Source organism: Paenibacillus hunanensis (genome assembly GCF_034055775.1).
GTDB lineage: Bacteria > Bacillota > Bacilli > Paenibacillales > Paenibacillaceae > Saccharibacillus > Saccharibacillus hunanensis.
Window position 1 is genome coordinate 3,875,520 of sequence record NZ_CP139194.1, and the last position, 24,701, is coordinate 3,900,220.

Below are 24,701 nucleotides of genomic sequence, written 5' to 3' on the forward strand. Positions count from 1 at the left end.
TTCACTCTTCATCTACGGCTTTTATGATTTTCTTTTATAAACTATTCTTGGGGCTCATTCCTCAATAACAGTGGTGGTGCAGTAGACTCACGACAGATTAGCTCAGGCGCATGAATCTTCTCATCCACATGGCCTCGACCCTCCAGCATCTGCAATATAAGCTCTGCGGCCGCTGTACCCAGTGCGTGCTTCGGATGGCTCATTGTCGTTAACTTTACCTCGGTTGCTGTAGCGAGAAATGAATCGTCAAATCCAACCATAGACAGCTCTTCAGGCACACGTAGCCCGGCCTCGCGTACTGCCTGAAGCAGCGTAACTGCCAGTTCATCATTGTACAATACCCAGCCTGTGGCGCGTTCAGAACGAGCCGCAGCAATCAGGCGACGCGCCTGCTCCAGCGGAGCCGAGTGCTTATCCTCAGTAGTGTAGGTGAAAATTAATGAGGGCTGTAGTGGAATATGATGCTTGCGGTGAGCAGCCACAAAGCCTCTCATCCGTCGTACACCCTGCATATCGTCTGTTTTGAAAAATCCAGCGATCCGGCGATGTCCCAGCTCGATCAGATGCTCAGTCGCCAAAAAGCCGCCACGCTCATCATCCATGCGTAGACAGGGGGAATCCATCTCCTCGTAGCTTGCATTAATCATCAAGTAAGGAATCTGGCGATTCTCGATCGTCAGAAAATAATTCAGATTGCGGCTCCGTTCTCCACTACGGGTCGGCTCGACGATCAACGCCGCTGGAGACTGGCTAAGCATCATCTCCAGACATTCCCGCTCCTTGTCCGGATCATTATCTGTACTGGCGAGCAGCAAGCGATAGCCTTCCTCACGCAATCGCGCTTCGATCCCCTGTACGATTTGCGGGAAAATATAATCGGAAATGTACGTCGTGATCACACCTACCGTTTTATCGTGGCTTGTCGTGCGGACGACCGGCTCCGTTACAAACGTACCTTTCCCCTGAATACGATTTAACCAGCCGTCTCGCATGAGCTCACCCAATGCCTGTCGTACGGTCTGGCGGCTTACTTCAAATTGCTCGGCAATCTCATGCTCTGATGGCAGACGACTGCCTGGCTGTAGACGGGAGGAATGAATCCAGGAAAGAATCTCGTCCCGTACTTGTCTATATTTAGCGGTCATGGCCCCTCCTGGCTGATTGGATTACAACAGCAATCCCGTTTTCGATCACAATGCATACACTCCATTGTACCATATGGCATGATACTCGCGTAGCATGATGCTGTTATCGTTCCGTTTGTTGTACATACATTTTAATAAAACGCTTACATATTGTCTATACAATTCATTTTATTTCTATCATAATGTAGATGCTAACGTATATGATCATGTATACAGCAGGTCATTATTTTATAGTAGTCGTACAATCTCTTCAACATACAGCAAAAAAGCCGCAGAAGTATCTTCTACGGCTTTCTCCTCCTCTACTATGTACCCATCCAGCGACTGACCAGCTGGGCGACAATAATTAAGGCCCCGAATTGAAGTGAGGTGCGCAGCGATAGCCATAATAACTGCTGATGAGTTTGCAGATTACGATGGGACTGCTTCATTTTCGTATACATACGGCATAATGGCAGCGCAGCAAGGAGTACAATAACAGCATAGACCGGGATAACGCGTGCTACGGCACAAAGTGCAATGCTCAATAGCGCCAGTATTAGCAAAAAGACCGAGAAACGAAACGATTTACGTTCACCCCACATGACGACCAGTGTACGCTTGCCCACCTGACGATCCGTTTTCCAATGTAAAAAGTGGTGATTGAAAAACGTCAGTGTGGTCAGCAAGCCCATCGGCAGTGACAATAACCACAGCCTGATATCAAAATGACCTGTTTGCACATAATACGAGCCCATCACCGGGAATACACCAAATGATAACACATGAGCAAATTCGCTTGTGCCTTTACCCGCATAACCATACCGAATGGGAGGTACAACATAAAATAATGCTAGAAAGCAGCCCAGACCACCAAGTAGCAGCACACCCCAGCCGCTCACAAAGTACAGCACGACTGCGCAGGCAAGCGCTATACCAAGCATCGCCCACGTTACGAGCTCAAATGTACGCTCGTCCCATTTACCAGATGTTAAATACCCTGAATCGGTAGAAATCGCTTCATCCGATTCATAGGCTGCCTGATCTGCTCCACTACGATAATCCCATAGATCATTAATCATCATCGAAAAAATATGAGCAGCACAGGAGCCAATCATCGTTACCAGTGCAATCCATAGACTAAACTGCTCATTCCATACCCATGCTGCCAGTGTCCCCTGTATGACACATATCGCCATCAAAGGTACAAAGTGCATTCGTGAAGCCTGGCGAAATTCCTGCCATTTGTTCATCGTATCCCCGCTTTCCGTGCACCATATTCATCTGGTTCATCCAGATGGTCGTATACCTCATCATTAAACGTTGAATACAGATGGGAAACGCTGGTAAAGAGATGCGTTGTTAGAAGTAGGATATTCGTTATTCGTCATCAATGATCTATCCACAACGGCTACATTAAGAAACAGCAAAACTTAAAAAGACCGGAGTTCGCCATGTATACAGCGAATCCCAGTCCTTTTAGCTACTATAAATAATTGCTATGCATCAACTAATTGCTATACATCCTACTTACGATAATAAAGCCAGAAAGGCTAGCTCCTATCCAATATTACGACTTAAAATATCCAAAATCTCTTCCTTGCTACTTGCCTGAAGCAGCTCTGCGCGGAATTCATCATGAATCAGCTTACGTGACAGAGCGACCAGAATCTGCAAATGCTCATTGCCTGCATTAGCTTCCGGCACACCGATCATAAATGCCATCTGTGCTGGATCTCCATCGAGCGAATCCCAATCGATCGGCTGTTGAAAACGTGCAAAGCCAAGCACTGCGCGCGCCACACCGGCAGCTTTACCATGCGGAATCGCTACACCAAAGCCAATACCGGTCGAGCTTTGCTGCTCACGAGCTAGTACTGCACGTACATAATCTGCTGTATCGGTTACTGCACCTGCTGCGGTCATCCCTTCGGCAAGCTGCTGAATCGCTTCTTCTCGAGTCGATACGGAGGATGGCAAGAAAATACTTTCAGGTTGTAGCAATTCACGAATATTCATGGAATAGGCTCCTTTAGCTTCTATATAATAGATACGACTTGAAATGACAACGACCGGATAGGGTGTCCGGTCGTTGCTGGGGTAGGGTATAGATCAGGATTTTGAGGGTAGGGTTATCGTTCGTAGCGATTCAATTATGCTACAGGTGCTTTGCGTTTCAGCAGCAGCACCATCAGTGCTGTTACAACTGTACCGATTGCGATGGACAGTACATAGTAACCGAGGTGATCGATTGCGTTTGGAATGAACAGTACGAACACACCACCGTGAGGTGCATGCAGTCCACAACCGAACATCATCGATAGTGCACCAGCTACAGCCGAACCTACCATAAAGGAAGGGATAATCCGAATCGGATCAGCTGCACCGAACGGAATGGCACCTTCAGTAATAAAGGACAGACCGAGAATGGATGCTACTTTACCTGCTTCGCGTTCTTCTTTTGTAAAGCGTTTTTTCGCGATCAGTGTTGCCAGCCAGATACCAAGTGGAGGTGTCATACCTGCTGCCATAACCGCCGCCATTGGTGTGAAGATCGATGCGCCAAGCAGACCTACTGCAAACGTATATGCTGTTTTGTTGAACGGACCACCCATATCGAACGCCATCATTGCACCGAGAATGGCACCAAGCAGAATCGCGTTACCCGCACCCATATTGGTCAGCCATGCAGTCAATTGAGCGAGCAGCCATTGAATCGGTTCACCGATAACGTATACCATCAGCAAACCAATGATAAGAACGGACAATACAGGAACGATCAGAATTGGTTTTAGACCTTCAAAGTTACGTGGCATTTTGATGTGCTTGATCAGCCAGTGAGCAACATAACCAGCGATGAAGCCGGCGATGATACCGCCGATGAAGCCAGCGCCCATGTCTTTTGCCAGTACGCCACCTACGAGACCTGGAGCAAGACCGGGTTTACCCGCGATCGAGAAGGAGATGAAGCCCGACAGAACGATAACCATCAGACCCATGGAAGCGCCGCCGATTGTAGACAGTGCCGCTCCGAGCGAGCCTTCCACTTGATCTACGCCACCTTTTGTAAACGCAAACAAGAAGGAGAAGGCGATAATCAGACCACCTGCGATAACGAGTGGCAGCATATTGGATACACCATTCATCAGATGCTTGTAGAACAGGTTTTGCTGTTTCACACCACTATCGGCTGGTGTTGTAGGAGCAGCAGCTGTAGAGCTGGATGGCTGCATATTCAATGCGCGTGTGATCAGCTCACCCGGTATTTTAATCCCCTGTGCTACAGGTACGCGTACAACAGGCTTACCTGCAAAGCGTGCTTCATCCACATCGGTATCTGCTGCGATAATGATCGCATGTGCTTCTGCAATCTCCTGTGGTGTGAGTCCATTTTCGACACCGACCGCACCTCGAGTTTCTACTTTGATCTCAATGTCTTTTTCTTTCGCAGCTTTGGCGAGTGACTCGGCAGCCATGTACGTGTGAGCGATACCAGTAGGACAAGCGGTAACAGCTAATAATTTTTTCATTGTAATATCCCCTTCATGTTCATCTCTTTCAATCAGCCATTCATAAATATGCCGTGTACGACCGCGTCTGATTCGGTGCCATCCGAAATATGGTAAAACGCTTACAAACTTGTAAAAAGGTTGTTTGTCGAATCGTTTAAGCGATTATCATGTCCAGTCCGTGCTTACGGAACTGCCCAATCATGGATACAGATGCTCCCCCATCGGTAATGCAATAATCGATATCGGATAGATCGGCGAATTTGGCATAAGCGATACCGCCAATTTTGCTATGATCAGTTAGCAGAATGACCTGTTTGGAAATATCGATCATTTTCCGTTTGATTGCGGCTTCGGTCAGATTTGGAGTCGTAATTCCTTCTCTAATATCCAAGCCATTCGTTGCCATAAATGCTTTGTCCACTCGGATCATATCGAGTGTGCGCTCTGCCATCGGCCCGACAAATGCCTGGGTATCCGGCCTGAGCAATCCGCCAATGATCGATAATTCGATGTTGCGGCAATCCTTAAGTTCCCCCAGTACAATTACCGAATTGGTAATTACCCGGATGCCAGATCGACTACGAAGCTCTCTAGCTAGTGGAAGTGTCGTTGTTCCTGAATCAAGTAGGATCGTATCACCTTGATTGACCATCTCTGCTGCCCTGCGTGCGATGCGTTCCTTTTCCTCACGATAGGAGTCTTCCTTATCGACCATATTCGGTTCAAAGTCAACACTCTGTAGCGAGATCGCTCCGCCATGGGTTCTTTTCAGCAGTCTGCCATCCTCAAGCTCTTTTAGATCGCGCCTGACTGTTGATTCCGAAACCTGAAACACTTCACCTAGTTCCTGAACCGATGCCCGCTGGTTTTGCTGCAAATACTCCACCATCTTATGCTTTCGTTCTTGCTCGAAAAGCATCGGGACATCACCACCTGTCTGTCAATTTGCTATATTATCATCCAACCTGTGATCGAGGCTGATCATGTTTTGTCGCTTCATGATTATTTGTGATCGTTTATGATCATCCTTGATTGATTATGATTATAATAACGCTTTCATGACTTGTCAATAACTTTATTTTCAGTGTTCTAAACAGTGGTTACTTTAGCAACTTATGTATATTATATCGTCTAGAGTTCCCTTTAATTTTACAGTTTTCGGATAAAAAATTTATTTTTTTATTGTTATGGGCTGAACTATGTATTTGCTCTTATCCCTTACTATGACTGGAATTTTTTAAACTTGATTCAATATTCATTATGCTCGCTATCTCTATAAGCTTCCATATCTATTTATTATTATCGGAATTAGTAATCTTATCCTTTTCAACAGAAAATGTGCAGGCTATCGATGATTTATTCGTGAATGCATCTGTGCACGGATGATCATACTAAAACGATCACAAATGCGCATATATGCAAATAGCAATGTATTTCGATCATCAATATGGTATTATTCCATCATCACTACTTACTTATGTTGTACATAGAAAAAGAAGCTGGAGAGGAAGAGAAGTATTAAAATGATAAAAGTAGATAATCAAAGGGGCGATTTGATGAAAACTAAACGAACTAGAATGCAGGAGCATGCTGCCCATTCCATCTGGCGCTTGTATGCTCGTCCAGCTTTAGCTGTAGTACTCACATCGGCAATGTTAACGACAGGTTTAGTCTTACCCTCTTCAATTCTTCGTAGTGCTGATGCAGCAACGACCAGTTCTGCGGCTACAGCATCGACTTCCAAGCAGGCTGTAAGCGCAAAGACAGCTCAGCAATCGTACAATCTATTTCTACAGCGGCTACAAAAGCCGTCTACACTCGGGTTAGCACGCGCGACGCTGATTAACCGTATTGCTCAGTTCGATACGTATCGCGCCAGTATAGCTGTGCTTCAATTGGAAAATGCGTACAATCAGCATTTTAGTTATGCAGAGGATCTGATTTATCAGGAATCGATTCAGGATCAATTAATGAAGAAATATAAATCCGATCTGACGATGAGACAGGCGGTATCCCTCATGTCAAATGCGTCGGATCGTAAAGCCATGCAGATGCTTGCAGATATGGGCTATCGTCTGGAATCAAGCGAAGGTGTCTTTTATCCGATCATCGATTATCCAGCATTCAGTACTTTCCTGTCTTATATTAGTCCAGATATTCGCGATTATATCCTGATCATGTCGTCAGAAGCGAAGTCTGCAACGACGAGCGATGCAGGCATTATTATTCCTCCGGCAGAGCTGCTCAAACGTGGACTGGCGAAGGAAGCCTTTTTGAACAACTATGCGGTATCTAATCGGCGAGCCGCTGTAGAGCAGGAATATCGACTGAGCCAGTATTACATTTTCTACGGCTCGGACAACACTCCACTGTTCGATCCTCAGACACTGGAGATTGATCCGCAGTTTCAGGAAGCGTATCATAAGCTGCTGAATAACTATAGTGCTGAGCAGATTAAGGGCAGTAAGATTCTTACCAATCTGTCTGATCTGATGAAACTGGTGGATCAAAATGGTGGGAAGCGTACCAGCGTCGTCGATCAATTCCTCAAGCAGCGTGTAGGGGAGTTATTTTAATTCGTCCTGAGCATACCATTAATGATTTATATCCCTGCTTTAGATAAAAAGCAGTCTGTCTGATGATTCGTATGTGTGCCTCCTATCCAGCTATGTTTGAATATCAAGGTCATTTGCCTGATCTGTCATGCAGGTTTAGACATACCTACAATACGTACAATTATCGTACACAGCAGAAAGTTCCCATATGCTTACATTGTATGAGCTATAACAAAAACCGCCTTCGGATGAAAGGCGGTTTTTGCTCTATTTCGCGTCTTCCTGATCAGGTATTCGCTGGGTATAACACTTACGTTATATCGATTTATAGGTACGATGAAGTCTATCTAATGATCCGCTGAATGCTCAAAGCTCGGCTGTAGCTAGTCGATCTGCTCTTTCAGCACAAGCAGTCCAGCAGCGGCGGCTGGCCAGCCTGCATAAAAGGCTAGATGGGTCATTGCGGCGGCAAGCTCGGTAGCGTGTAATCCATTTTGCTGAGCTAACTCGATATGGTACGGTAATTGACTCTTATGACGACCTGCAACTAGCACCGCAATCGTTAGCAAGCTACGCTCGCGCGGACTTAGCTCTGGATTGCGCCATAGATCGCCAAACAATACCTCTTCACTATAACGTGCAAAATCAGGCGCCAGCTCCCCGTAGACCTGCTGTACATCAGATACGGGTGCGTCTAATACAGCCTGAGTGGCTGTAGGTGGTGTATATTGCTGGCCGCGAGCTGCCATGGGCTGGCGCTCAATCATCTGTGCTTGACCATTGCCAAAGCTCCAATTCTCTAGGCCTGTTTCCAGCAATGTAATAAACACATCCTGCTGACGTACACCCGCTCGCTGTTCTACTAGCTCGGCAGCACGCTTGTAAAATGCCTTCTTCTGCTCCACGCTTCGCCCTGAGCCAAGTGTAATCTGAATATAGAGCAATCGATCGCTACGCTCCACATCCAGATAATGATCATCGTACATGAACTGCCCCTGCTCATGAGCATGAAACACCTGAAAATAATCCTTATCCGGTACTTGAAAATGCTCCTGCAACGCCTGCATTAATCCCTCGCTAATCTGCTTGAGCTGCTCACTATGATACGCTTGCTGCTGATAATCTGTTCTTATAAATGGCATATCGATTGCCTCCTGTCTCAATGATACAGCTTACGTCCTTACGTCGTCTGTTCGAGCTTGCGCTCTATTCATAAGTGTACAGCGCTGCTCTTCATTCGTATAATTGAAAATAATAAACAAATCATTCAATTTATCGAATGGAGTATATACTATGGATCTAAAAGAATTGACGACGTTTCGCACTGTTATTCAGGAGGGCACCTTCTCACGCGCAGCAGATAAGCTGCATTATGCTCAATCTACAGTGACCCATCAGATTCAGCGTTTAGAAAAGGAGCTGGGCATTCAGCTATTCAAACGCGGCTGGGATGCAGAGCTTACAGAAGCAGGCAAAATCTATGCAGTCGAGGTTGATAGTCTGATGGCACACTGGCAGCATGTACGAGATCAGGCGCAGCAGCTTCAGCAGGAAGAACGCGGCATATTACGAGTCGGAATGATTGAAAGTATATGCACTACATGGCTACCCACGGTCATGTCACGCTTTGCCGAGCAAAAGCCTCGGATTCAGTACGAGCTAACGGTAGGCAATACGGATACGTTGACGCAAATGCTAATCGAGCGGCAAATCGAGCTAGCCTTATGCGGTGAACCGACGAAGCTGGATTTGCTTCATTTTGAGCCGTTATATACGGAACGAATCGCCTTTATCGTACATGAGCAGCATCCGTTAGCACACAGAAGTCAGCTCACACAGGATGATCTACAGCAGTATCCGCTTGCTGTCGGTGGTCGAAGCTGTCTGTATCATCTACGCCTGGAAAAAGAGTTTTCCCGACTCAAGCTACAGCCTTTCATGCATTCTATTAGCCAGCTGTCCGCTGTACCTGCACTGGCAAAGGCCACAGGCAGTATCGGGGTAGTGCTTGACTCTACCTTTATCGACAAGCAGATGGTAAAGCTCGAATTCCCACTCGCAGAGCCATATCTGAATATCGGATTATTGATGCTACGCGAGCAGAGCTATTTGCCATTATCGCGCCAGTTACTGATGAATATAGTAAGGGAAGAAGCGATCCAATGACCTAGCTGCGATTAGGGGTAGGCTCCCCTACAATCGCCATCAAAAATCCGTCATATCCTTTTTCCCCTACTGTCTGAATCGTTGTCACACTACGCAATCTTGGCTCATCATGAATCAGATCATAAAATTGTCTCACGCCATGTATACGCGGATCGGTGCTATGCTGGTCAATGACCTCTCCCTCACGGACGACATTGTCAGCAAAAATGACGGTACCTGGATGTGAGAAATGAAGCGCCCATTTTAAGTAAGCCGGATTGTTCGGCTTATCTGCATCGATAAAAATAAAATCGAATGGCTCTACCTTCTCGTCAGCCAGTTGTTGGAGTTGTTCGAGCGCTTCGCCAGTACGCTGCTCGATCCGCTCATACACGCCTGCCTGCTCAAAGTTAATACGTGCTACGGCTGCATGATTCTCTTGCAGCTCCAGTGTAACGACTTGTCCGTCCTGTGGTAGCGCCTGTGCCATCCAGATTGTACTGTAGCCGCCCAGTGTGCCAATCTCCAGTACGCGCCGTGCACCGGACATCGTAATCAATTGCTGAAGTAATGCTCCCTGTGCTGGAGACACATCGATCGGTGGCAAATTCGCTTTGCGGTTACGCTCAAGAATTTGTTCAAATAGTCCTTGCTTCAGATGAAGACGTTCATTTACATATTGATCTACCTCGTGCCATTGCTGCTGTGCGTTATTGAGATGTTGTTGTGTCATTATCGTTCACGCTCCTGTTCATAGTAGGCGACGATCGGTGGTTAAGAATCGCTGCTTGAGGGAGATTAAATCAAGCTGACTTCTCTCTCGCTTCAAGTCGATTGCAATTGTAAAATGATTTCTTTGTGTGGATCTCGTCCGCCTCTGAACAAAGCATAACCCTTTTTATTCGATAAATATAATATATCTTTATGACTTATTCATAGATTAAAGTTATGATTAAAGAAAAGCCAGGTTGATGTTGAGGGTTGTGTATGATGTGTGATTGCTACATCTAGTATGGTCTATGATCTCTCGTCTGGAAAAGGAGAATACCGATGAATCTGCATGCGTTACGTTTATTTTATACAATTGCGACGACTCGCAATGTTACTCGAGCAGCAGAACAGCTAAATATTAGTCAACCTGCGATTACAGCTCAGGTGAAAAAGCTGGAAAAGGAGCTGGGCATCGTGCTGCTACAGCCTGCCGGTCGCGGAATCGCATTGACACCAGCTGGAGAAGATATTGCGTTGCTGGCAGCTCGCTTATTCGCAGTAGAGCAGCAAATTGAGCAGTTTTGCGGACAGATTCAGCAAGGACAAGCTGGACAGATTGCGCTGGCTGCCACCTATTTACCTGCTCACGTTCTGCTACCCGGCTGGCTCTCCCGTTTCAAAAAGCAATATGAACAGGTCGAGCTGACCATTCATACGACGAACTCGGCGGAAGCCTTACAACTGCTCACCTCTGCGCAGGTCGATCTTGCTATCTATGGTGGTGTACCTGAACGAGCAAGCGAATGGGTCGAGATGGAGGAATTGTTTCGGGATGAGCTGTGGTTTGTCGTTGGCCCGGAGCACCCTTATGCCAATCAGCGCATATCGCTGTCCCAAATGATGCAGGAGCCATTTGTCATGCGTGAGCAGGGCAGCTCGACCCGTGAGCGACTGCTGTCGCTGTGCCGCACACACAACTTACCTGCACCAAGCATTCCACTACAATTTAATGGATTATATGAAGCCATTCAGGCTGTAACTGCTGGATACGGAGCGAACTTTATCTCATCGCTGATCGTACGAGACGAGGTCGCTCGCGGAACACTTTGCCGGGTGTATGTGGAGGGGATTCATCTGGAAAATACGATTTCAATCTGGACGCGCAAGCATGAGCCTTTGTCAGCGGCAGCCAGTCATTTTGTAGATCTGATTCGCAGTCATCCATTTAAGCAAACGATACAGTAACTGATCTAAAAGGAATACAAGATGGATGAAGATATTTGAAGTATACAGGCTAAGCGTGTGACCAGATGTGAACGAGGCAATAGGATTAAGCAGCGAAATCGGCAGATATGTATACAAAAAGGCGGCAAGGTAATTTTACCCTGCCGCCTTTTTTATGAGTATGATAAAGCTTAAACTATTGAAATTAAGCTGCTTTTTGTTGTTCAGCTAGTTTTTTGGCAATTGGTTTTTTCCATACGCCAAGGATCAGACCCGAAATAACTGCGCCGATGATCACCGCCAGCATAAATAACAAAGCATGGTTTGCTAATGCTGCAACGAAGATACCGCCGTGTGGTGCAGGCAAGTTGATATGCCACAGCTGAGTCAGACCACCAGCTACCGCGGAACCAATGATGCAAGAAGTCAGGACACGCAGTGGATCAGCTGCGGCGAATGGAATCGCACCTTCTGTGATGAAGGACAGACCCAGTACATAGTTAGTCAGACCGGACTTGCGTTCTTGCTCAGTAAATTTGTTTTTAAAGAACGTTGTTGCCAGTGCGATTGCCAATGGTGGAACCATACCACCTGCCATAACCGCCGCCATCATCATACCGTTTGTATTACCACTCGATGTGAATACACCGATTGCAAATGTGTATGCCGCTTTGTTAAATGGACCACCCATATCGATGGACATCATGCCGCCCAGAATCAGACCAAGAATGATCGCATTACCTGTACCCAGGTTGTTCAGCACGTTAACGAGCCAGGAGTTAATCCCACCAAAGATCGGATCAAAGATAAAGTACGAAATTGTACCTGTAATCAGCAAACCAAGTACCGGATAAAGCAGAATCGGCTTCAAGCCATCAATCGCTTTTGGTAAGCCTTTGAGCAGCTTACGCAGGAAGATAACAACATAACCAGCCAGGAAACCGGCAGCCAGACCGCCCAGGAAACCAGCGTTCGAGTTAACTGCCATCAGACCACCGACCATACCAGGCATCAGTGCTGGACGATCGCCAATACTCATCGCGATAAAACCGGCAAGGATTGGAATCAGGAAGAAGAATGCACCGTCGCCGCCGCCAATAGTTTGCAACAGCTTCACCAGTGTATTATCCTGACCGAGTGTTTGTTCAAACAGGAACGAGATTGCCAGCAAGATACCGCCACCGACAACGAATGGCAGCATGTGCGAAATACCGTTCATCAGGTCTTTGTAAATTTTGCTACCTACGCTTACTTTTTCGCCAGAGCCTTCTTCACTATTAGCAGCCTGACCAGAGCTACGATACACTGGTGCTTCACCGTTCATCGCTTTGCGAATCAGTTCTTCCGGTTTGCGGATACCGTCACTCACGGGTCTTTGCAATACCGGCTTACCGTCAAAGCGATCCATTTCAACTTTTTTATCAGCAGCCACGATAACACCGCTCGCACGGCGGATTTCGTCCGCAGTCAGTGGTGTGCCTGCGCCTTCAGAGCCGTTCGTTTCAACGCGGATGGCTACGCCCATCTCCTGTGCTTTTTTGATCAGAGCATCTTCTGCCATAAAGGTATGCGCGATACCGGTTGGACACGCTGTTACGGCAACGACGAATGGCTCGGCACCTTCGCCACCAGTCAGAGAAGATGAAGCGACCTGCTCGCGTGCATTTTCTTTTTGTTGTTCTGCTTCTTTTGCAGCCTTTGCCGCTTGCTTGGCTTCTTCTTTGGCATCAGCCTCTGCTTGCTTCTCATCGAACAGAGCAGCAACCTCATCCGGTGTAGATGTGTTCATCAATTGAGCGATGAAATCGCTATCAATGAGCAGCTTGGACAAAGCGGCTAGCGTGCGCAGGTGAGTATTGGCAGCGCCTTCCGGAGCAGCGATCATAAAGAACAGATGAGCAGGCTCACCGTCAAGGGATTCATAATCAACGCCTTGCTTGCTTTTTGCAAACACAACGGTAGGTTCGTTCACTGCTTTTGTTTTGGCGTGAGGCATTGCGATACCGCCACCGATACCTGTACTGGATTCGCCCTCGCGCTTGAGGATCATTTCTTTGAACAGGATCGGATCATTGATACGACCGCTCGCAGTCAGACTTGTAATCAGCTCGTCGATGACAGCCTCTTTACTCACCGATTGCAGGTCCATGATCATAACTTCCTTGATCATCAGATCAGTAATTCTCATTGTGTACACTCCCTTAATCTCAATCACCGCGGGCTACTGCGCTTCAGCAGACAGCCCCGGTGTGGGTTCATTACGAATACTATAAACGTGTGATCGTCACCTGTGGCAGCAGCTCATCAATCTTCGCACGATCTGCCAGATCATCGGAAAATGCTGTTGCACTTCCAGATGCTACACCTGTGCGGAACGCTTCCAGTGGATCATTACTCAGCACGAGTGTGCCAACAAAACCGCCAATCATGGAATCGCCTGCACCAACCGAGTTTTTCACCTGACCTTTAGGTACGTTCGCGTGGTAGACTTCATCCTTCGTCACCAGCAGCGCACCGTCACCCGCCATAGAAATGAGTACATGCTTCGCACCCAGCTCCAGCAGCTTACGTCCATGTGCGATCAGCTCTTCACGGCTGTTAATTTCCGTTTCAAACAGCTCCGACAGTTCGTGATGATTCGGCTTCACCAGCAGGGGACCATGTGGTAATGCTTCAAGGAGTGCCTTGCCTGTCGTATCGATCACGAATTCGGCACCCTTCTCTTCGCACACAGCGATCAGACGCTCGTAGAAATTGCCACCCAGTGAAGGTGGAACACTACCCGATAGCACCAGCACATCGCCTTGCTTCAGCACGGATAGCTTGTTCACGAGTTGATCAGCTTCTTCTGTGCTGATCGCTGGACCCAGACCGTTGATCTCTGTCTCATCTCCATGCTTCAGCTTCACATTAATACGCGTATCATCGCTGATGAAAACAAAGTCCGTAGCAATCTGATCCTCCTTGAGCTTGTCATCGATATAATGACCGGTGAATCCGCCAAGAAAGCCAATTGCTGTATTTTGTGCGCCAAGCTGGTTCAGGATACGGGATACATTGATGCCCTTTCCGCCAGGAAGCTTCAAGTCACGCTTCATTCGGTTCAATTCACCAAGCTTCAGTTCGTCAACTTCCACGATGTAATCGATAGAAGGGTTGAGTGTTACAGTGTAGATCATGTTTATCCCTCGATTATCTTAGTTTTGTTCAATATGGACGGACGGGAATGTTCCGGCACCGACTCGGTGATCAGCACAGCCTCCTGTAAATCCAGTAGCCGCGCAAAGGTGACCTCACCGATCTTGCTCGAATCCGCTAGCACATACGTATGGGCGGCAAGCTCATGAGCACGCCGCTTGATCATTGCTTCCTCCGGGTCTGGTGTGGTGTAGCCCATTTCGGCATCCACGCCATTCGCCCCTAGAAAGCAGCGGTCAAACCGGAAATTCTCCATACTCTGTAGCGCCATACTGCCTACCACGGCTTTGGTATGCATTTTCATCATGCCACCAAGCAGATAGCTGCGAATTCGCTTGTTCACAAGTGCATCCACATGAGATAGTCCATTCGTAACGACGGTAATGTCTTTTGCTTCGATATATGGAATCATTGCCAGTGTTGTCGTACCTGCATCCAGATAGATACATTCGCCATCCTCAATCTCATGGGAGGCTAGACGAGCAATTATACTTTTTTCTTGAACGTTTGTGAAGGTTTTTTCTTCCATACCAGGTTCCTGATTTTTCGGATGTAGCAAGGTTGCTCCACCGTGGATACGCCTAAGCAGCTGTTTGGCTTCCAGGTCGATTAGATCGCGCCGTATCGTGGATTCCGAAGCTCCGGACACATCGACCAGTTCTTGTAATTTCACAATACCGCGTTCCTGTAAGCGCTCTATAATCAGGTTGTAACGTTCCTCTGTAAGCATATTCATTCCCCCAACTGCTCTATATACTACCACAAACGTAACAAAAAACAATCACTCTCCTTCAAAATAATCCAAAAAGTTTCACGAGTCGACGAATTTCGTTCACAAATTGGATAGCGCTGGTAAAATGAATCGAGGGCTGGGGATGATGCTCTCTTTCTCATTATCGGTTTTTCAGCACAAACGATTACAGTATTTTACAGAAAAAAAAGAAGCCACCCCGAATGCGACATAAAAGAATCGCTTGGGGTAGCTTGTATGTGTTGGAAAAGCTGGGGCATACATCTGTTTATTGAATAGCTATGCTAAGCCCTACTATACGAAGAAATGCCAACAGAAGAGGGCTTGGCTTTATTTATACTATAGTCATCAGACACACTATGGTCATCAGACATGTGTTACTGACTGCTTCAATGACTCGTGACAGGCAGACTTGATGTGCATATGTTATGCGTTATCGTGTTTTGTTTCATTGAATTATGGCATGGAGCGATATTGTGGTTCTATACCGTACAACGGCGCAGATTCCATTCGAATCACCCAGCCAGGTGACAGTACATGCCGCAGATGTTGAAGCTGCTTATCCGTGAGGGTGACATAGATAGCTTCGTGTCCCTCCTCCAGCAGCATCTCAGGCTCAATGTCAAAAGTGATATGTAGCCAGCTACGAAGTCCACGAATCGTATTGTATTTAATCTGATAGCCCTGCTGTACAGCCTGGCGATACCGTTCAGGCTGTGTATTCGCCAGTGCCGCCAGCTCGGTATAATCCCATTCGTATTCACTCCTATCGATGGGAAGCTGCTCCAGCGCGCCCAGCTCTAATAGCTGATGGTCTGACCAGCCGCGACTACGCAGTGATTCTAACAATAACGCCTCCCACTGGGATAGCTTTACTTGATAGGGGGATTCCGATGGAGTCGTGCTCGTCATCATGTATACACACCTTTCGTTCATTTCTCTATGTCAGATTCATCGAATCGATATCATTGATAATCAAAGGCTACAAAATGTCCCGGGCTAATCTCTTCCAGTGGAGCAGCATGCTCATTATTACGAATGATCGTAAAGCCATCAGGACGAATACGCTCTGCTACTTTGGCTGGATCAGTTTCCAGAATAGATGAGAGTAGAGCTCGTGTGTATGGATGCTGTGGATTCTCATACAGCTCATCACTTGTCGCTACCTCGACAAGGCGTCCCCCGTACATAACGCCAATCCGATCGGAAATATGGCGTACCATCGATAGATCATGGGCGATAAATAAATAGGTCAATCCGAATTCTGCCTGCAAGTCCTCCAGCATATTCACGACCTGTGCCTGTACAGATACATCCAGCGCAGAGATCGGCTCATCGCAGACGATAAATTCCGGTCGTACTGATAACGCACGAGCGATTGAAATACGCTGGCGCTGTCCACCGCTGAACTCATGCGGATATCGATATAGATGATCCCAGTTTAGCCCTACCTTTTCCAGCAGCTCGGCAATTGTATCTTTTCGTTCACTAGAAGCAGCTATACCATGAATTTTCATCGGCTCGCTAATCAGCTCTAGCACATTCAGATTTGGATTCAGTGAAGAATACGGGTCTTGAAAAATAGATTGGATTCGCCGGCGAAACGGCTTGAGCGCCTTTTCACTAAGTTCACCTAGCGGCTGACCGGCAAAGGTCACCTGACCCTCTGTATAATCATACAATCGCAGCAAGCAGCGCCCGATGGTAGATTTTCCACTGCCAGATTCGCCTACCAGACCGAATGTCTCTCCGCGACGAATCTGAAAATGAACCCCATCTACCGCACGCTGTACACCGGTTGGTTGTCCGCGCCAGTTGCGTGAATTCACAAAATGCTTTTTCAAATTGTGGACATCGACCAGAATATCACTCATTATGCTCTACTCCTTCTGATGTAAGATCGTGGTTGCCTGTGGTAGCAGCTTGATGAGATAACCAGCACATCGAATAATGCCCCTTTTCCATCTCGACGATAGGCGGCATCTCTGCACAATGTGCAAAAGCTTGGGGACAACGCTCGGCAAAGGGACACCCTGAAGGTGGAGCTAGCAGATTGGGTGGGGTGCCTTCAATCGGTACAAGCCGCTCACGTGAGCCACTTCCGCGTTTGGGCAGCGAGCCGAGCAAGCCTTTCGTATACGGATGCTGTGGACGATAGAATATATCCTCTACACGCCCTTCCTCCATAATCAAGCCGCCATACATGACAATGACTCTTGTGCATACCTGCGCCACGACACCCAGATCATGCGTGATCAGCGCAATGGATGTATCCGAATGTTGCTTGAGGTTTTTGAACAGGTCTAAAATCTGTGCCTGAATCGTAGCATCAAGCGCTGTCGTTGGTTCATCCGCGATGAGCAGATCCGGCTGACAGGATAATGCCATCGCGATCATCACACGCTGACGCATCCCTCCACTGAATTCATGCGGATATTGCCGAAGTCTTGTTTTTGCATCGGAAATACCTACCTCGCGTAGCAATCGCTCGGCTTCATTGTTCGCTTGCTGTCGATCCAGACCGCGATGTCGGCGCAGCACCTCGGTTAATTGCTGACCGATACGCTTTAGTGGATTGAGCGAGGTCATCGGGTCTTGAAAGATCATCGATATGCGATTCCCTCTCAGCTTACGCCATTCCTTTTCCGACCATGTCAGACAATCCTGGCCACGAAACTGAATGCTGCCATCCGTAATCCGCCCGGGTGACGAGATCAACGACATGATGGAACGAGCGGTGACGCTTTTCCCACTACCGGACTCACCCACAATGCCGAGCGTTTCACCTTTATCGATATGAAAGCTAATGCCGCGTACCGCCTGATTGTCTCCATCCCGAGTCGCAAAGGAGACCTTTAAATTGTCTACACTGAGCAAACGTTCTGTCATGATCCATCCCCTCCTATCTTCGATCCAGCTTCGGTTCCAAACCGACTCGTAAAATATCGCCCAGCACATTAAAGCTAAGGACGGTTAGTAAAATAAGCAAGCCCGGAAATAGCGCCAGATAGGGCGCTTGAGCGATGTATCCCTGCGCACTGTTCAGCATACTGCCCCATGTTGCATTAGGCGGCTGCACGCCAAACCCTAGAAAGCTAAGTGAAGACTCCATCATAATCGCCGAAGCGATATTGTTAGTTGCTCCTACAATAATGACTGGAATCAGCCCCGGAATAATATGAAGCAGGATCATCCCTCCTGCACCCTGCCCGGAGGCACGTGCATAGAGTACATATTCTCGTTCTTTAATGCTCATCGTCTCCGCACGTACAATACGCGCCACATTCATCCACATTAGTAGTGCAATGATGACGATAATATTGCCGACACTTGGCTTCAAAAACACGCTAAGCAGCAGCAACACCAGAAACGATGGAATCGACGAAATCACGTCGAGCGCGCGCATAAGCAAGCTATCGATCCAGCCGCCAAAATAACCACTAATCACACCGACTGCTACGCCAATCGCAGTAGCCATAACCATTGAAGCAAAGCCAACGAGCAGCGATACACGCCCACCATACAGCGCACGCGCAAAGTAATCACGACCATAATCATCTGTACCAAACCAGTGCGAACCATCTGGCGTACTAAACGGTTTTCCCGCATTCATCAAATTCGGATCATATGGGGACAAAAAGGCGAATATTGCTCCCAGCATGAGCACGATGAGCAGGCATAGAGCAGCTATTGCTGGCTTACTGCTGAACAGCTCCTGTTTTAAATGGTTCCATTTCGTCTGATTCATGCTGTCACCCCTTTACCTTCATCCGTGGGTCTACAATCGCATACAAAATATCCGCTGCCAGATTGCCCAGAATAAGCAGCAAGGACGAGAACAGAGTAATCCCCATAATGATTGGATAGTCCATCCCTCGAACCGCAGTCATTCCGAGCGAACCGATGCCTGGCCACGAAAATACAGTTTCTGTTACAATCGCGCCTGCTACCAGATCGCCCATCGACATACCAAGTAACGTAATAATAGGTAGCAGCACATGCTTGATCACATGCCGAAACAGAATCGTCCATTTATTAGAACCAAAAGCATACTGAATCTGCACATAATCTTCTTTTAACTGACCGATCGTACTGGAGCGAATATAGCGCACATATCCTGCCAGAAAACCAAAAGCCAGCACCGAGCATGGTAAAATGCCATGACGAAGCACATCTCCAATCGACTCTTCACCAATCGTGCGCATCCCCATACTAGGCAATAGCGACAGCTTAATAGCAAAAATATAGATTAACAGAATCGCCAGCCAGAATAACGGCACAGAAATACCGATATACGCGATCAAATTAATGATTTTATCGATCCAGCGATTACGATTCGCACCTGCAATCAAGCCGAGCGGAATCGCGAGCAGAACGGCAATGAGGATCGCGCTCCCCATAAGCCCTGCTGTCGCAGGCAGACGGTCAATAATCTGACCGAGCACAGGCTGATGATTGACGAGCGAATAACCAAGATCGCCCTGCACTAATTGCTTTAACCAGAGTAAATATTGAATATAAGCCGGACGATCCAGACCGAGATTGTGACGAATACGTTCAATATCATCTGCATGCATATTCGGTGTCACAAACGACAGCACCGGATCACCCGGTGCAAGCTTGATCATGGCAAAGCAGACAATAGACACAAAAAATAACAACGGTATCGTTTGCAGCAATCGGCGAATAATCATTTGCCTCATGTTCCGCAGCTCCCCTCACCACAACAAATAAGCCGGGAAACCGGCTTATCTGCTGCTTTCATTATGAACATGGACTTTTATTGTTTTTGATAAATTTTGGACAGATCCTCGAAAATGACGACTGGCTTCAGCACAGCCTGATCAAGACCACCATAATTTTTAGAGATCGCTACGATGGTTTTCGTATAAGCAATCGGATAGATCGGTGCATCTTCAGCAATAATCGTTTGCAGTTGTTTGTAAATCTCTGCACGCTTTGTCGTATCTCCCTCACCAGAGCCCTGCTCGAACAGCTTATCCACCTGTGGATTGGAATAGTGAGTGTAGTTGGAGGAAGAGCCTGTTGCGAACAGAATGCGATACGCATCAGGATCATAACCCATAATATAGCCGCTCAATGCTAGCTCATAGTCTGTTGCCTTGCCATCTACAAACTTCTGACCGAATGCCGTGGAGTCCATATTTTGCAGCTCGACATCCACACCAATCTCTTTTAGCTTTTGCTGTACATAGAGCGAAACGGCTTCCTGAACCTTATTGCCAGACTGTACGATCATACGCAGCTTCAAATTGCTAATGCCCTGCTGCGCAAGAATTTGTTTTGCTTTTTCCACATCATTATCATAGGTCGGTACATCGTTCGTCTGATACAAGCCATCCGGTGTTTCAAACGAATGAGCTGGATCGGCGTATTGATCTGATGTGTAGGCGGTCTGAATTAGCTCCTGACGATTCAGCGCATAGCCGATCGCCTGACGTACTTCTTTTTTGGCGAGCACGCCAGTATCGCTTTTCTCATTAAATAACAGGTACGCAAGACGCCCCTCGCTATAAGACTGGATATCAAAATTGCCAGTAGCCTGAATCGTTGCTACATCGCGTGGGTCAAGATATTGCACGTTGATCTCACCATTTTGAAGCGCCAGATTCGCAGCATTCGCATCCTTTGCGATACGGTAGGTAACACGATCCAGATGCGGCTTACCACCGAAATATTGATCAAAGCGATCCAGTGTTACATACTCACCTGTTTTGTATTCTTTAAATTTGAATGGTCCAGAGCCAACTGGATTATTGTTTTTGCTGCTCTTCTCCAGATCGGTTTCGCCTTCAAAAATATGCTTTGGAATAGGTGATACCTGTACAAGTGAAGCTTCGAACGCCGGGCTCACCTGTGGCAGCTTAAACGCTACGGTTAGATCGTCGACCTTGGACACCTGTACAGGCTTGTTATTAATGATAAAGCCTGCACGCAGGAAGCTGTTTTGCTTTTCATCCAGAATACTGTTGATAGTGAATACGACATCATCAGCCGTCAGCTTCTGTCCGTCATGCCAGGTTAGATTCTTTTTAAGCTTGAGCGTGTATGTAAGTTGGTCAGCGGAAGGCTCCAGGCTCTCAGCTAGATAAAACGTCTTTTTACCATTATTCACTTGAAATAGTGGTGCATAGAGTGCCTGATCAATCGTCAGACTGACGCGATCGCCTGCATAAAGCGGGTTTAAGATCACCGGGTCTGCTGCAACGCCGATAATTAGACTGCCGCCATCCTTCGGTGCTCCACTGTCTGCTGTAGACGAGCCTGTTGACGTTGCCGCTGTGGAGCCGCCGCTATTGCCTGAGCAAGCTGCCAGTAATACCGTAAACAGCATTGCAATGACTAAACCTTTAAACTTCGTACTCATTTTCCTTATCCCCCATCTGTAATAGTTGCTGGCTTGCCTTTATATACTGTATAGTATATCGGTTTACTAGGAATTACAATGCTTTAAATTTACCTTATATGACATTATTTATAATAATGCTCTTACGGGCTGGCTGATTCATTAAGTGAAATTACATATGCCTAATACATCTCTCTCTACAAAATCTCTACACAAAAAACTGTCAACAGGAAACGACATGCACGCCCCTATTGACAGTCGGAAGATATAAAATGGCTGTTGGCTAACGATCATATCATGCAGAATATGACGGATTACATCTGCTCTTCATACGAAAAATAACTAAAATCCGCATAGCTCCCCTTAAACTGATACATATCATGCGCTGCAATGCCAACAAAGTTCCCTGTAAAGCCGCCAGACAGGAAGGAAATATTCTCCTCTCCATAAAGTGGCTTCCATGCTTGTTGCTCTGCTTCTGATGTCTCGCTTCCTGTGATTTGATAGTAAAAACGTGCTGTCGTATCATGCACTTCTACTGCCAGATGAATAATGCCCTGCTCCTCGATCGTTACTGCATCGGGATACACGTAGAACTGATCCGCCGCACAGCGCATTAATCGAAGCACCTTGCTATTTCCTTCATGACTCACACAGGTATACAGATAATTCTCGTCATTTAAATACAGCACCAGCCCTGCCATTTGTAAATATTGCTGTGGATGATAGTCCAGTGCTGTTTCTGCGCGAAAGCGATGGTGGCGCTGACGTATAGCAATCAGATGATGATGGAACAGACTTTGCAGCGATTCACCACCATATAGCCGCAAATAACCCGGACGTTCTAATAAGGAGCACCAATCCTCACGTGCTAGAATCCGAAGTGTATTCCATTCCGAATGCAGATGACCAGATGCAAATGAATCATGGAAAGTATATGGTGGATGCGTTGGTTTCGCCTGACTGGATTGGATCGATTGAACCGAATCTGCGTGCGCTTCAGAATGTGTATGTGTATCAGTAGATTGGTCATGGTCATGATTATATTTATGTTTATGCTCACCTTCATATTCATATCCATCTTCAATGTCACTTTCGATTCGACCTACTGCTCGACCCATTCCATTTATCGGTGCTGGCACCTCTAGCTGTGCTAACACCCCACCACCACTCAAGCGCAGCCAGCCTTCTTCGTCCCAGCACACTTGCTGAATCGCTGTTTCGCGTCCAAGTATCGCATACTGCCCTTCCAGCGGACGTGTACATAGATGTGCCATATACCATTGTCCATCCGGTGTCTCCACCAGACTGGCATGACCTGCACATTGCAGAGGCCAATCGGGATGAGCACTGGAGGTCATCATTGGATAGTGAGGATCGACTTCGTATGTCCCAAGTAAGGTTCGTGAGCGTGCAACGGTTACAGCATGCCCCGTACCTGTACCACCCTCGGCAGTAATCAGATAATAATAGCCATTATGTTTGTATAGATGCGGTGCTTCAGTCTTTTTCAGATCGGTGCAGTCAAATAGCTTGATCGGCTCACCGATGAGACGCTGCTGCTCTACATCGTATTCCTGAATTACGATGCCACTCGATTTATTACCTTCGGTGATTCGATAATCCCATAATGCGTTAAGCACCCATTTACGCCCATCATCGTCATGAAATAAAGAAGGATCGAAGCCACTACTATTCACATACACCGGCTTTGACCACGGCCCATGAATATCGGCAGCTGTAATGATATAATTGTGTGCATCCTTGAATGGACGACGCGTGCTTTTCACATCGGTATAGGCAAGATAAAACAGACCATTATCATAGCTCAGCTGAGGCGCCCAGATACTGCCATTCTTCGGATTGCCCTGTAGCTGTACTTGATCGGTTAAAATATCTGTGCAATGCGACCAGCTGATTAGATCATTGGACTCGTACACACGCACACCGGGTAACCATTCAAATGATGATATCGCAATATAATATGTATCCTTCACCCGAATCATACATGGATCAGGATTAAAGCCCGGAAGCACAGGATTGCGGATGATTGCTGATCGGGACGATACAACTCCAGCTTGGATAGCCGCATCGGATGTCGAAGCAGCCTGCTTATTATTTATAGACATAATCAGGTTCCTCCCAGAATACTTCACCGCCAAATACGGTCTGGCGATCCCATTTCTCCACACCATCTGCCAGACAATCTGCCCAGCCTACACGTGTCTTGCGTAGCTCATCTGCATGCTCTGGATCATACTCCTGATATACAACCGTGCGCTCATTATCTGTATTATCCCAGTTATCCCAGCCTGCTGGATCAATATGCTCGCCAAGACGGCATTTCACCCATACGGTCTGTGCATATTCACGCCACGGTCGTCCTAGAAATACAGGTGTGATCCCTTCATCTCCTGTCAGCCAGCAGCTATGGAAGACATAGCCATGCTTCTGTCCTTGCGGCGTCGATGCTGCTGTAACGTAGGTAGGCTGATTATCATAATGACGCAGACTATGAATATGGCAATGCTCAAAATAAGCTGTCGCTCCTCCGAAAATAAAATCAACCGTACCCTCGATATAACAATTCACATAGAGCTGACGGTATTGCTCATGCTTATGTCTGATCTCTGCTCCGCCGAACTTGGCACGCTCTTTCGGCTTGGGTGGCAATGGCCCGGTGAATAAGGTGTCTTGATAAGCACGCAGTGTACAATTTTGGATTACAGTGCGATCGCAGTAAGCTGTCAATGCCACCGCTTGTCCGATCTCTTCGCCCTGTCCTGCTGTATTGCTGATCGTCAAATTCTCAATTAACAGATCGCTACCGCCGAGAAATACAGTCGGTGTGCCAAACGTACCGATCTCTTCCCCCTGCTCATTATGCTGACGCGCATGTCGACTGCGTGTAATCTCTACCTTTCCCACCCCACATAGGCGCAGATTGGAATTATGAATGATCACACACTCGTCATATACCCCTTCCAGAATGAAAATCGTGTCTCGCGCTTCAGAGGATGCTTCGCGTTGATCCAGTACATCCACCGCTTCTTGAATCGAATGATAATCGCAAAAAGATGCCTTTCCTACAATAAGCTCCATGATCGATCCATG

General features: G+C 47.1%; 21 protein-coding genes. 3 read left to right on the forward strand and 18 right to left on the reverse strand.

Annotated elements, in window-relative coordinates; all coding sequences use genetic code 11:
- Positions 1-41 precede the first annotated feature (41 nt).
- The 5 genes from SK066_RS15780 to SK066_RS15800 form a co-directional block, all read right to left on the reverse strand.
- The gene (locus SK066_RS15780; RefSeq protein WP_320542197.1) at positions 42-1,145 is read right to left on the reverse strand and encodes a GntR family transcriptional regulator; all 1,104 of its coding nucleotides are present in this window, start codon (positions 1,143-1,145) and stop codon (positions 42-44) included.
- Positions 1,146-1,450: 305 nt separating this feature from the next.
- Positions 1,451-2,377, reverse strand: coding sequence for a prenyltransferase (locus SK066_RS15785; protein ID WP_320542198.1), 927 nt, complete (start codon positions 2,375-2,377; stop codon positions 1,451-1,453).
- Positions 2,378-2,684: 307 nt separating this feature from the next.
- Complete coding sequence (locus tag SK066_RS15790; protein WP_188773992.1) at positions 2,685-3,143, reverse strand: PTS sugar transporter subunit IIA; 459 nt, start codon at positions 3,141-3,143, stop codon at positions 2,685-2,687.
- Between the two features lie 134 nt (positions 3,144-3,277).
- A complete protein-coding gene (locus tag SK066_RS15795) occupies positions 3,278-4,654 on the reverse strand; it encodes a PTS fructose transporter subunit IIC (RefSeq protein WP_250345573.1) in 1,377 nt (458 codons plus the stop codon).
- Between the two features lie 136 nt (positions 4,655-4,790).
- Entirely contained in the window at positions 4,791-5,555 is a 765-nt protein-coding gene (locus SK066_RS15800; RefSeq protein WP_188773990.1) for a DeoR/GlpR family DNA-binding transcription regulator, read from the reverse strand.
- A gap of 637 nt (positions 5,556-6,192) precedes the next feature.
- On the opposite strand from SK066_RS15800, the gene SK066_RS15805 reads away from it, so the two are divergent.
- Positions 6,193-7,212, forward strand: coding sequence for a hypothetical protein (locus SK066_RS15805; protein ID WP_320542199.1), 1,020 nt, complete (start codon positions 6,193-6,195; stop codon positions 7,210-7,212).
- A 362-nt stretch (positions 7,213-7,574) separates the two neighbouring features.
- On the opposite strand, the gene SK066_RS15810 is transcribed toward SK066_RS15805, so the two are convergent.
- On the reverse strand, positions 7,575-8,333 hold the full coding sequence (locus tag SK066_RS15810; RefSeq protein WP_320542200.1) for a tautomerase family protein: 759 nt from the start codon (positions 8,331-8,333) through the stop codon (positions 7,575-7,577).
- Positions 8,334-8,484: 151 nt separating this feature from the next.
- Between SK066_RS15810 and SK066_RS15815 the strand changes: the two genes are divergently transcribed.
- Positions 8,485-9,357, forward strand: a complete 873-nt coding sequence (locus SK066_RS15815) for a LysR family transcriptional regulator (RefSeq protein ID WP_320542201.1) — start codon at positions 8,485-8,487, stop codon at positions 9,355-9,357.
- Position 9,358: 1 nt separating this feature from the next.
- Here SK066_RS15815 and SK066_RS15820 read toward each other — a convergent pair whose 3' ends face one another.
- Positions 9,359-10,069 (reverse strand): O-methyltransferase, encoded by a 711-nt coding sequence (locus SK066_RS15820; RefSeq protein ID WP_320542202.1) that lies wholly within the window; start codon positions 10,067-10,069, stop codon positions 9,359-9,361.
- A 317-nt stretch (positions 10,070-10,386) separates the two neighbouring features.
- Between SK066_RS15820 and SK066_RS15825 the strand changes: the two genes are divergently transcribed.
- Positions 10,387-11,292, forward strand: coding sequence for a LysR family transcriptional regulator (locus tag SK066_RS15825; protein ID WP_320542203.1), 906 nt, complete (start codon positions 10,387-10,389; stop codon positions 11,290-11,292).
- 184 nt (positions 11,293-11,476) lie between these two features.
- Here the strand turns inward: SK066_RS15825 and SK066_RS15830 are convergent, their stop codons facing one another.
- The 11 genes from SK066_RS15830 to SK066_RS15880 form a co-directional block, all read right to left on the reverse strand.
- A complete protein-coding gene (locus tag SK066_RS15830; RefSeq protein ID WP_188773984.1) occupies positions 11,477-13,459 on the reverse strand; it encodes a PTS fructose transporter subunit IIABC in 1,983 nt (660 codons plus the stop codon).
- Between the two features lie 79 nt (positions 13,460-13,538).
- Positions 13,539-14,450, reverse strand: a complete 912-nt coding sequence (gene pfkB / locus SK066_RS15835; protein WP_320542204.1) for a 1-phosphofructokinase — start codon at positions 14,448-14,450, stop codon at positions 13,539-13,541.
- Positions 14,451-14,452: 2 nt separating this feature from the next.
- Positions 14,453-15,199 (reverse strand): DeoR/GlpR family DNA-binding transcription regulator, encoded by a 747-nt coding sequence (locus SK066_RS15840; protein WP_188773982.1) that lies wholly within the window; start codon positions 15,197-15,199, stop codon positions 14,453-14,455.
- Positions 15,200-15,676: 477 nt separating this feature from the next.
- Entirely contained in the window at positions 15,677-16,135 is a 459-nt protein-coding gene (locus SK066_RS15845; RefSeq protein WP_320542205.1) for a hypothetical protein, read from the reverse strand.
- Positions 16,136-16,185: 50 nt separating this feature from the next.
- Positions 16,186-17,094 carry an ABC transporter ATP-binding protein gene (locus tag SK066_RS15850; protein WP_320542206.1) on the reverse strand — a complete coding sequence of 303 codons (909 nt, stop codon included), beginning with the start codon at positions 17,092-17,094 and terminating at the stop codon, positions 16,186-16,188.
- A complete protein-coding gene (locus SK066_RS15855) occupies positions 17,087-18,109 on the reverse strand; it encodes an ABC transporter ATP-binding protein (RefSeq protein WP_320542207.1) in 1,023 nt (340 codons plus the stop codon). Before SK066_RS15855 ends, SK066_RS15850 begins: the two co-directional genes overlap by 8 nt.
- Before the next feature lie 13 nt (positions 18,110-18,122).
- Positions 18,123-18,968, reverse strand: a complete 846-nt coding sequence (locus tag SK066_RS15860; protein WP_320542208.1) for an ABC transporter permease — start codon at positions 18,966-18,968, stop codon at positions 18,123-18,125.
- A gap of 4 nt (positions 18,969-18,972) precedes the next feature.
- Complete coding sequence (locus SK066_RS15865; RefSeq protein WP_320542209.1) at positions 18,973-19,923, reverse strand: ABC transporter permease; 951 nt, start codon at positions 19,921-19,923, stop codon at positions 18,973-18,975.
- A 77-nt stretch (positions 19,924-20,000) separates the two neighbouring features.
- On the reverse strand, positions 20,001-21,608 hold the full coding sequence (locus tag SK066_RS15870; protein WP_188773977.1) for an ABC transporter substrate-binding protein: 1,608 nt from the start codon (positions 21,606-21,608) through the stop codon (positions 20,001-20,003).
- Positions 21,609-21,901: 293 nt separating this feature from the next.
- The gene (locus tag SK066_RS15875; RefSeq protein ID WP_320544901.1) at positions 21,902-23,593 is read right to left on the reverse strand and encodes a glycoside hydrolase family 43 protein; all 1,692 of its coding nucleotides are present in this window, start codon (positions 23,591-23,593) and stop codon (positions 21,902-21,904) included.
- Positions 23,594-23,702: 109 nt separating this feature from the next.
- Positions 23,703-24,689: a pectinesterase family protein gene (locus SK066_RS15880; RefSeq protein WP_320542210.1), complete on the reverse strand. Its 987-nt coding sequence runs from the start codon at positions 24,687-24,689 to the stop codon at positions 23,703-23,705.
- Positions 24,690-24,701 lie beyond the last annotated feature (12 nt).

Bases quoted from the DNA above. Each gene is read 5' to 3' on its own strand.
- SK066_RS15780 (WP_320542197.1), bottom strand. From the start codon at position 1,145: ATGACCGCTAAATATAGACAAGTACGGGACGAGATTCTTTCCTGGATT.
- SK066_RS15785 (WP_320542198.1), bottom strand. From the start codon at position 2,377: ATGAACAAATGGCAGGAATTTCGCCAGGCTTCACGAATGCACTTTGTA.
- SK066_RS15790 (WP_188773992.1), bottom strand. From the start codon at position 3,143: ATGAATATTCGTGAATTGCTACAACCTGAAAGTATTTTCTTGCCATCC.
- SK066_RS15795 (WP_250345573.1), bottom strand. From the start codon at position 4,654: ATGAAAAAATTATTAGCTGTTACCGCTTGTCCTACTGGTATCGCTCAC.
- SK066_RS15800 (WP_188773990.1), bottom strand. From the start codon at position 5,555: ATGCTTTTCGAGCAAGAACGAAAGCATAAGATGGTGGAGTATTTGCAG.
- SK066_RS15805 (WP_320542199.1), top strand. From the start codon at position 6,193: ATGAAAACTAAACGAACTAGAATGCAGGAGCATGCTGCCCATTCCATC.
- SK066_RS15810 (WP_320542200.1), bottom strand. From the start codon at position 8,333: ATGCCATTTATAAGAACAGATTATCAGCAGCAAGCGTATCATAGTGAG.
- SK066_RS15815 (WP_320542201.1), top strand. From the start codon at position 8,485: ATGGATCTAAAAGAATTGACGACGTTTCGCACTGTTATTCAGGAGGGC.
- SK066_RS15820 (WP_320542202.1), bottom strand. From the start codon at position 10,069: ATGACACAACAACATCTCAATAACGCACAGCAGCAATGGCACGAGGTA.
- SK066_RS15825 (WP_320542203.1), top strand. From the start codon at position 10,387: ATGAATCTGCATGCGTTACGTTTATTTTATACAATTGCGACGACTCGC.
- SK066_RS15830 (WP_188773984.1), bottom strand. From the start codon at position 13,459: ATGAGAATTACTGATCTGATGATCAAGGAAGTTATGATCATGGACCTG.
- pfkB (WP_320542204.1), bottom strand. From the start codon at position 14,450: ATGATCTACACTGTAACACTCAACCCTTCTATCGATTACATCGTGGAA.
- SK066_RS15840 (WP_188773982.1), bottom strand. From the start codon at position 15,199: ATGCTTACAGAGGAACGTTACAACCTGATTATAGAGCGCTTACAGGAA.
- SK066_RS15845 (WP_320542205.1), bottom strand. From the start codon at position 16,135: ATGATGACGAGCACGACTCCATCGGAATCCCCCTATCAAGTAAAGCTA.
- SK066_RS15850 (WP_320542206.1), bottom strand. From the start codon at position 17,094: ATGAGTGATATTCTGGTCGATGTCCACAATTTGAAAAAGCATTTTGTG.
- SK066_RS15855 (WP_320542207.1), bottom strand. From the start codon at position 18,109: ATGACAGAACGTTTGCTCAGTGTAGACAATTTAAAGGTCTCCTTTGCG.
- SK066_RS15860 (WP_320542208.1), bottom strand. From the start codon at position 18,968: ATGAATCAGACGAAATGGAACCATTTAAAACAGGAGCTGTTCAGCAGT.
- SK066_RS15865 (WP_320542209.1), bottom strand. From the start codon at position 19,923: ATGAGGCAAATGATTATTCGCCGATTGCTGCAAACGATACCGTTGTTA.
- SK066_RS15870 (WP_188773977.1), bottom strand. From the start codon at position 21,608: ATGAGTACGAAGTTTAAAGGTTTAGTCATTGCAATGCTGTTTACGGTA.
- SK066_RS15875 (WP_320544901.1), bottom strand. From the start codon at position 23,593: ATGATTCGGGTGAAGGATACATATTATATTGCGATATCATCATTTGAA.
- SK066_RS15880 (WP_320542210.1), bottom strand. From the start codon at position 24,689: ATGGAGCTTATTGTAGGAAAGGCATCTTTTTGCGATTATCATTCGATT.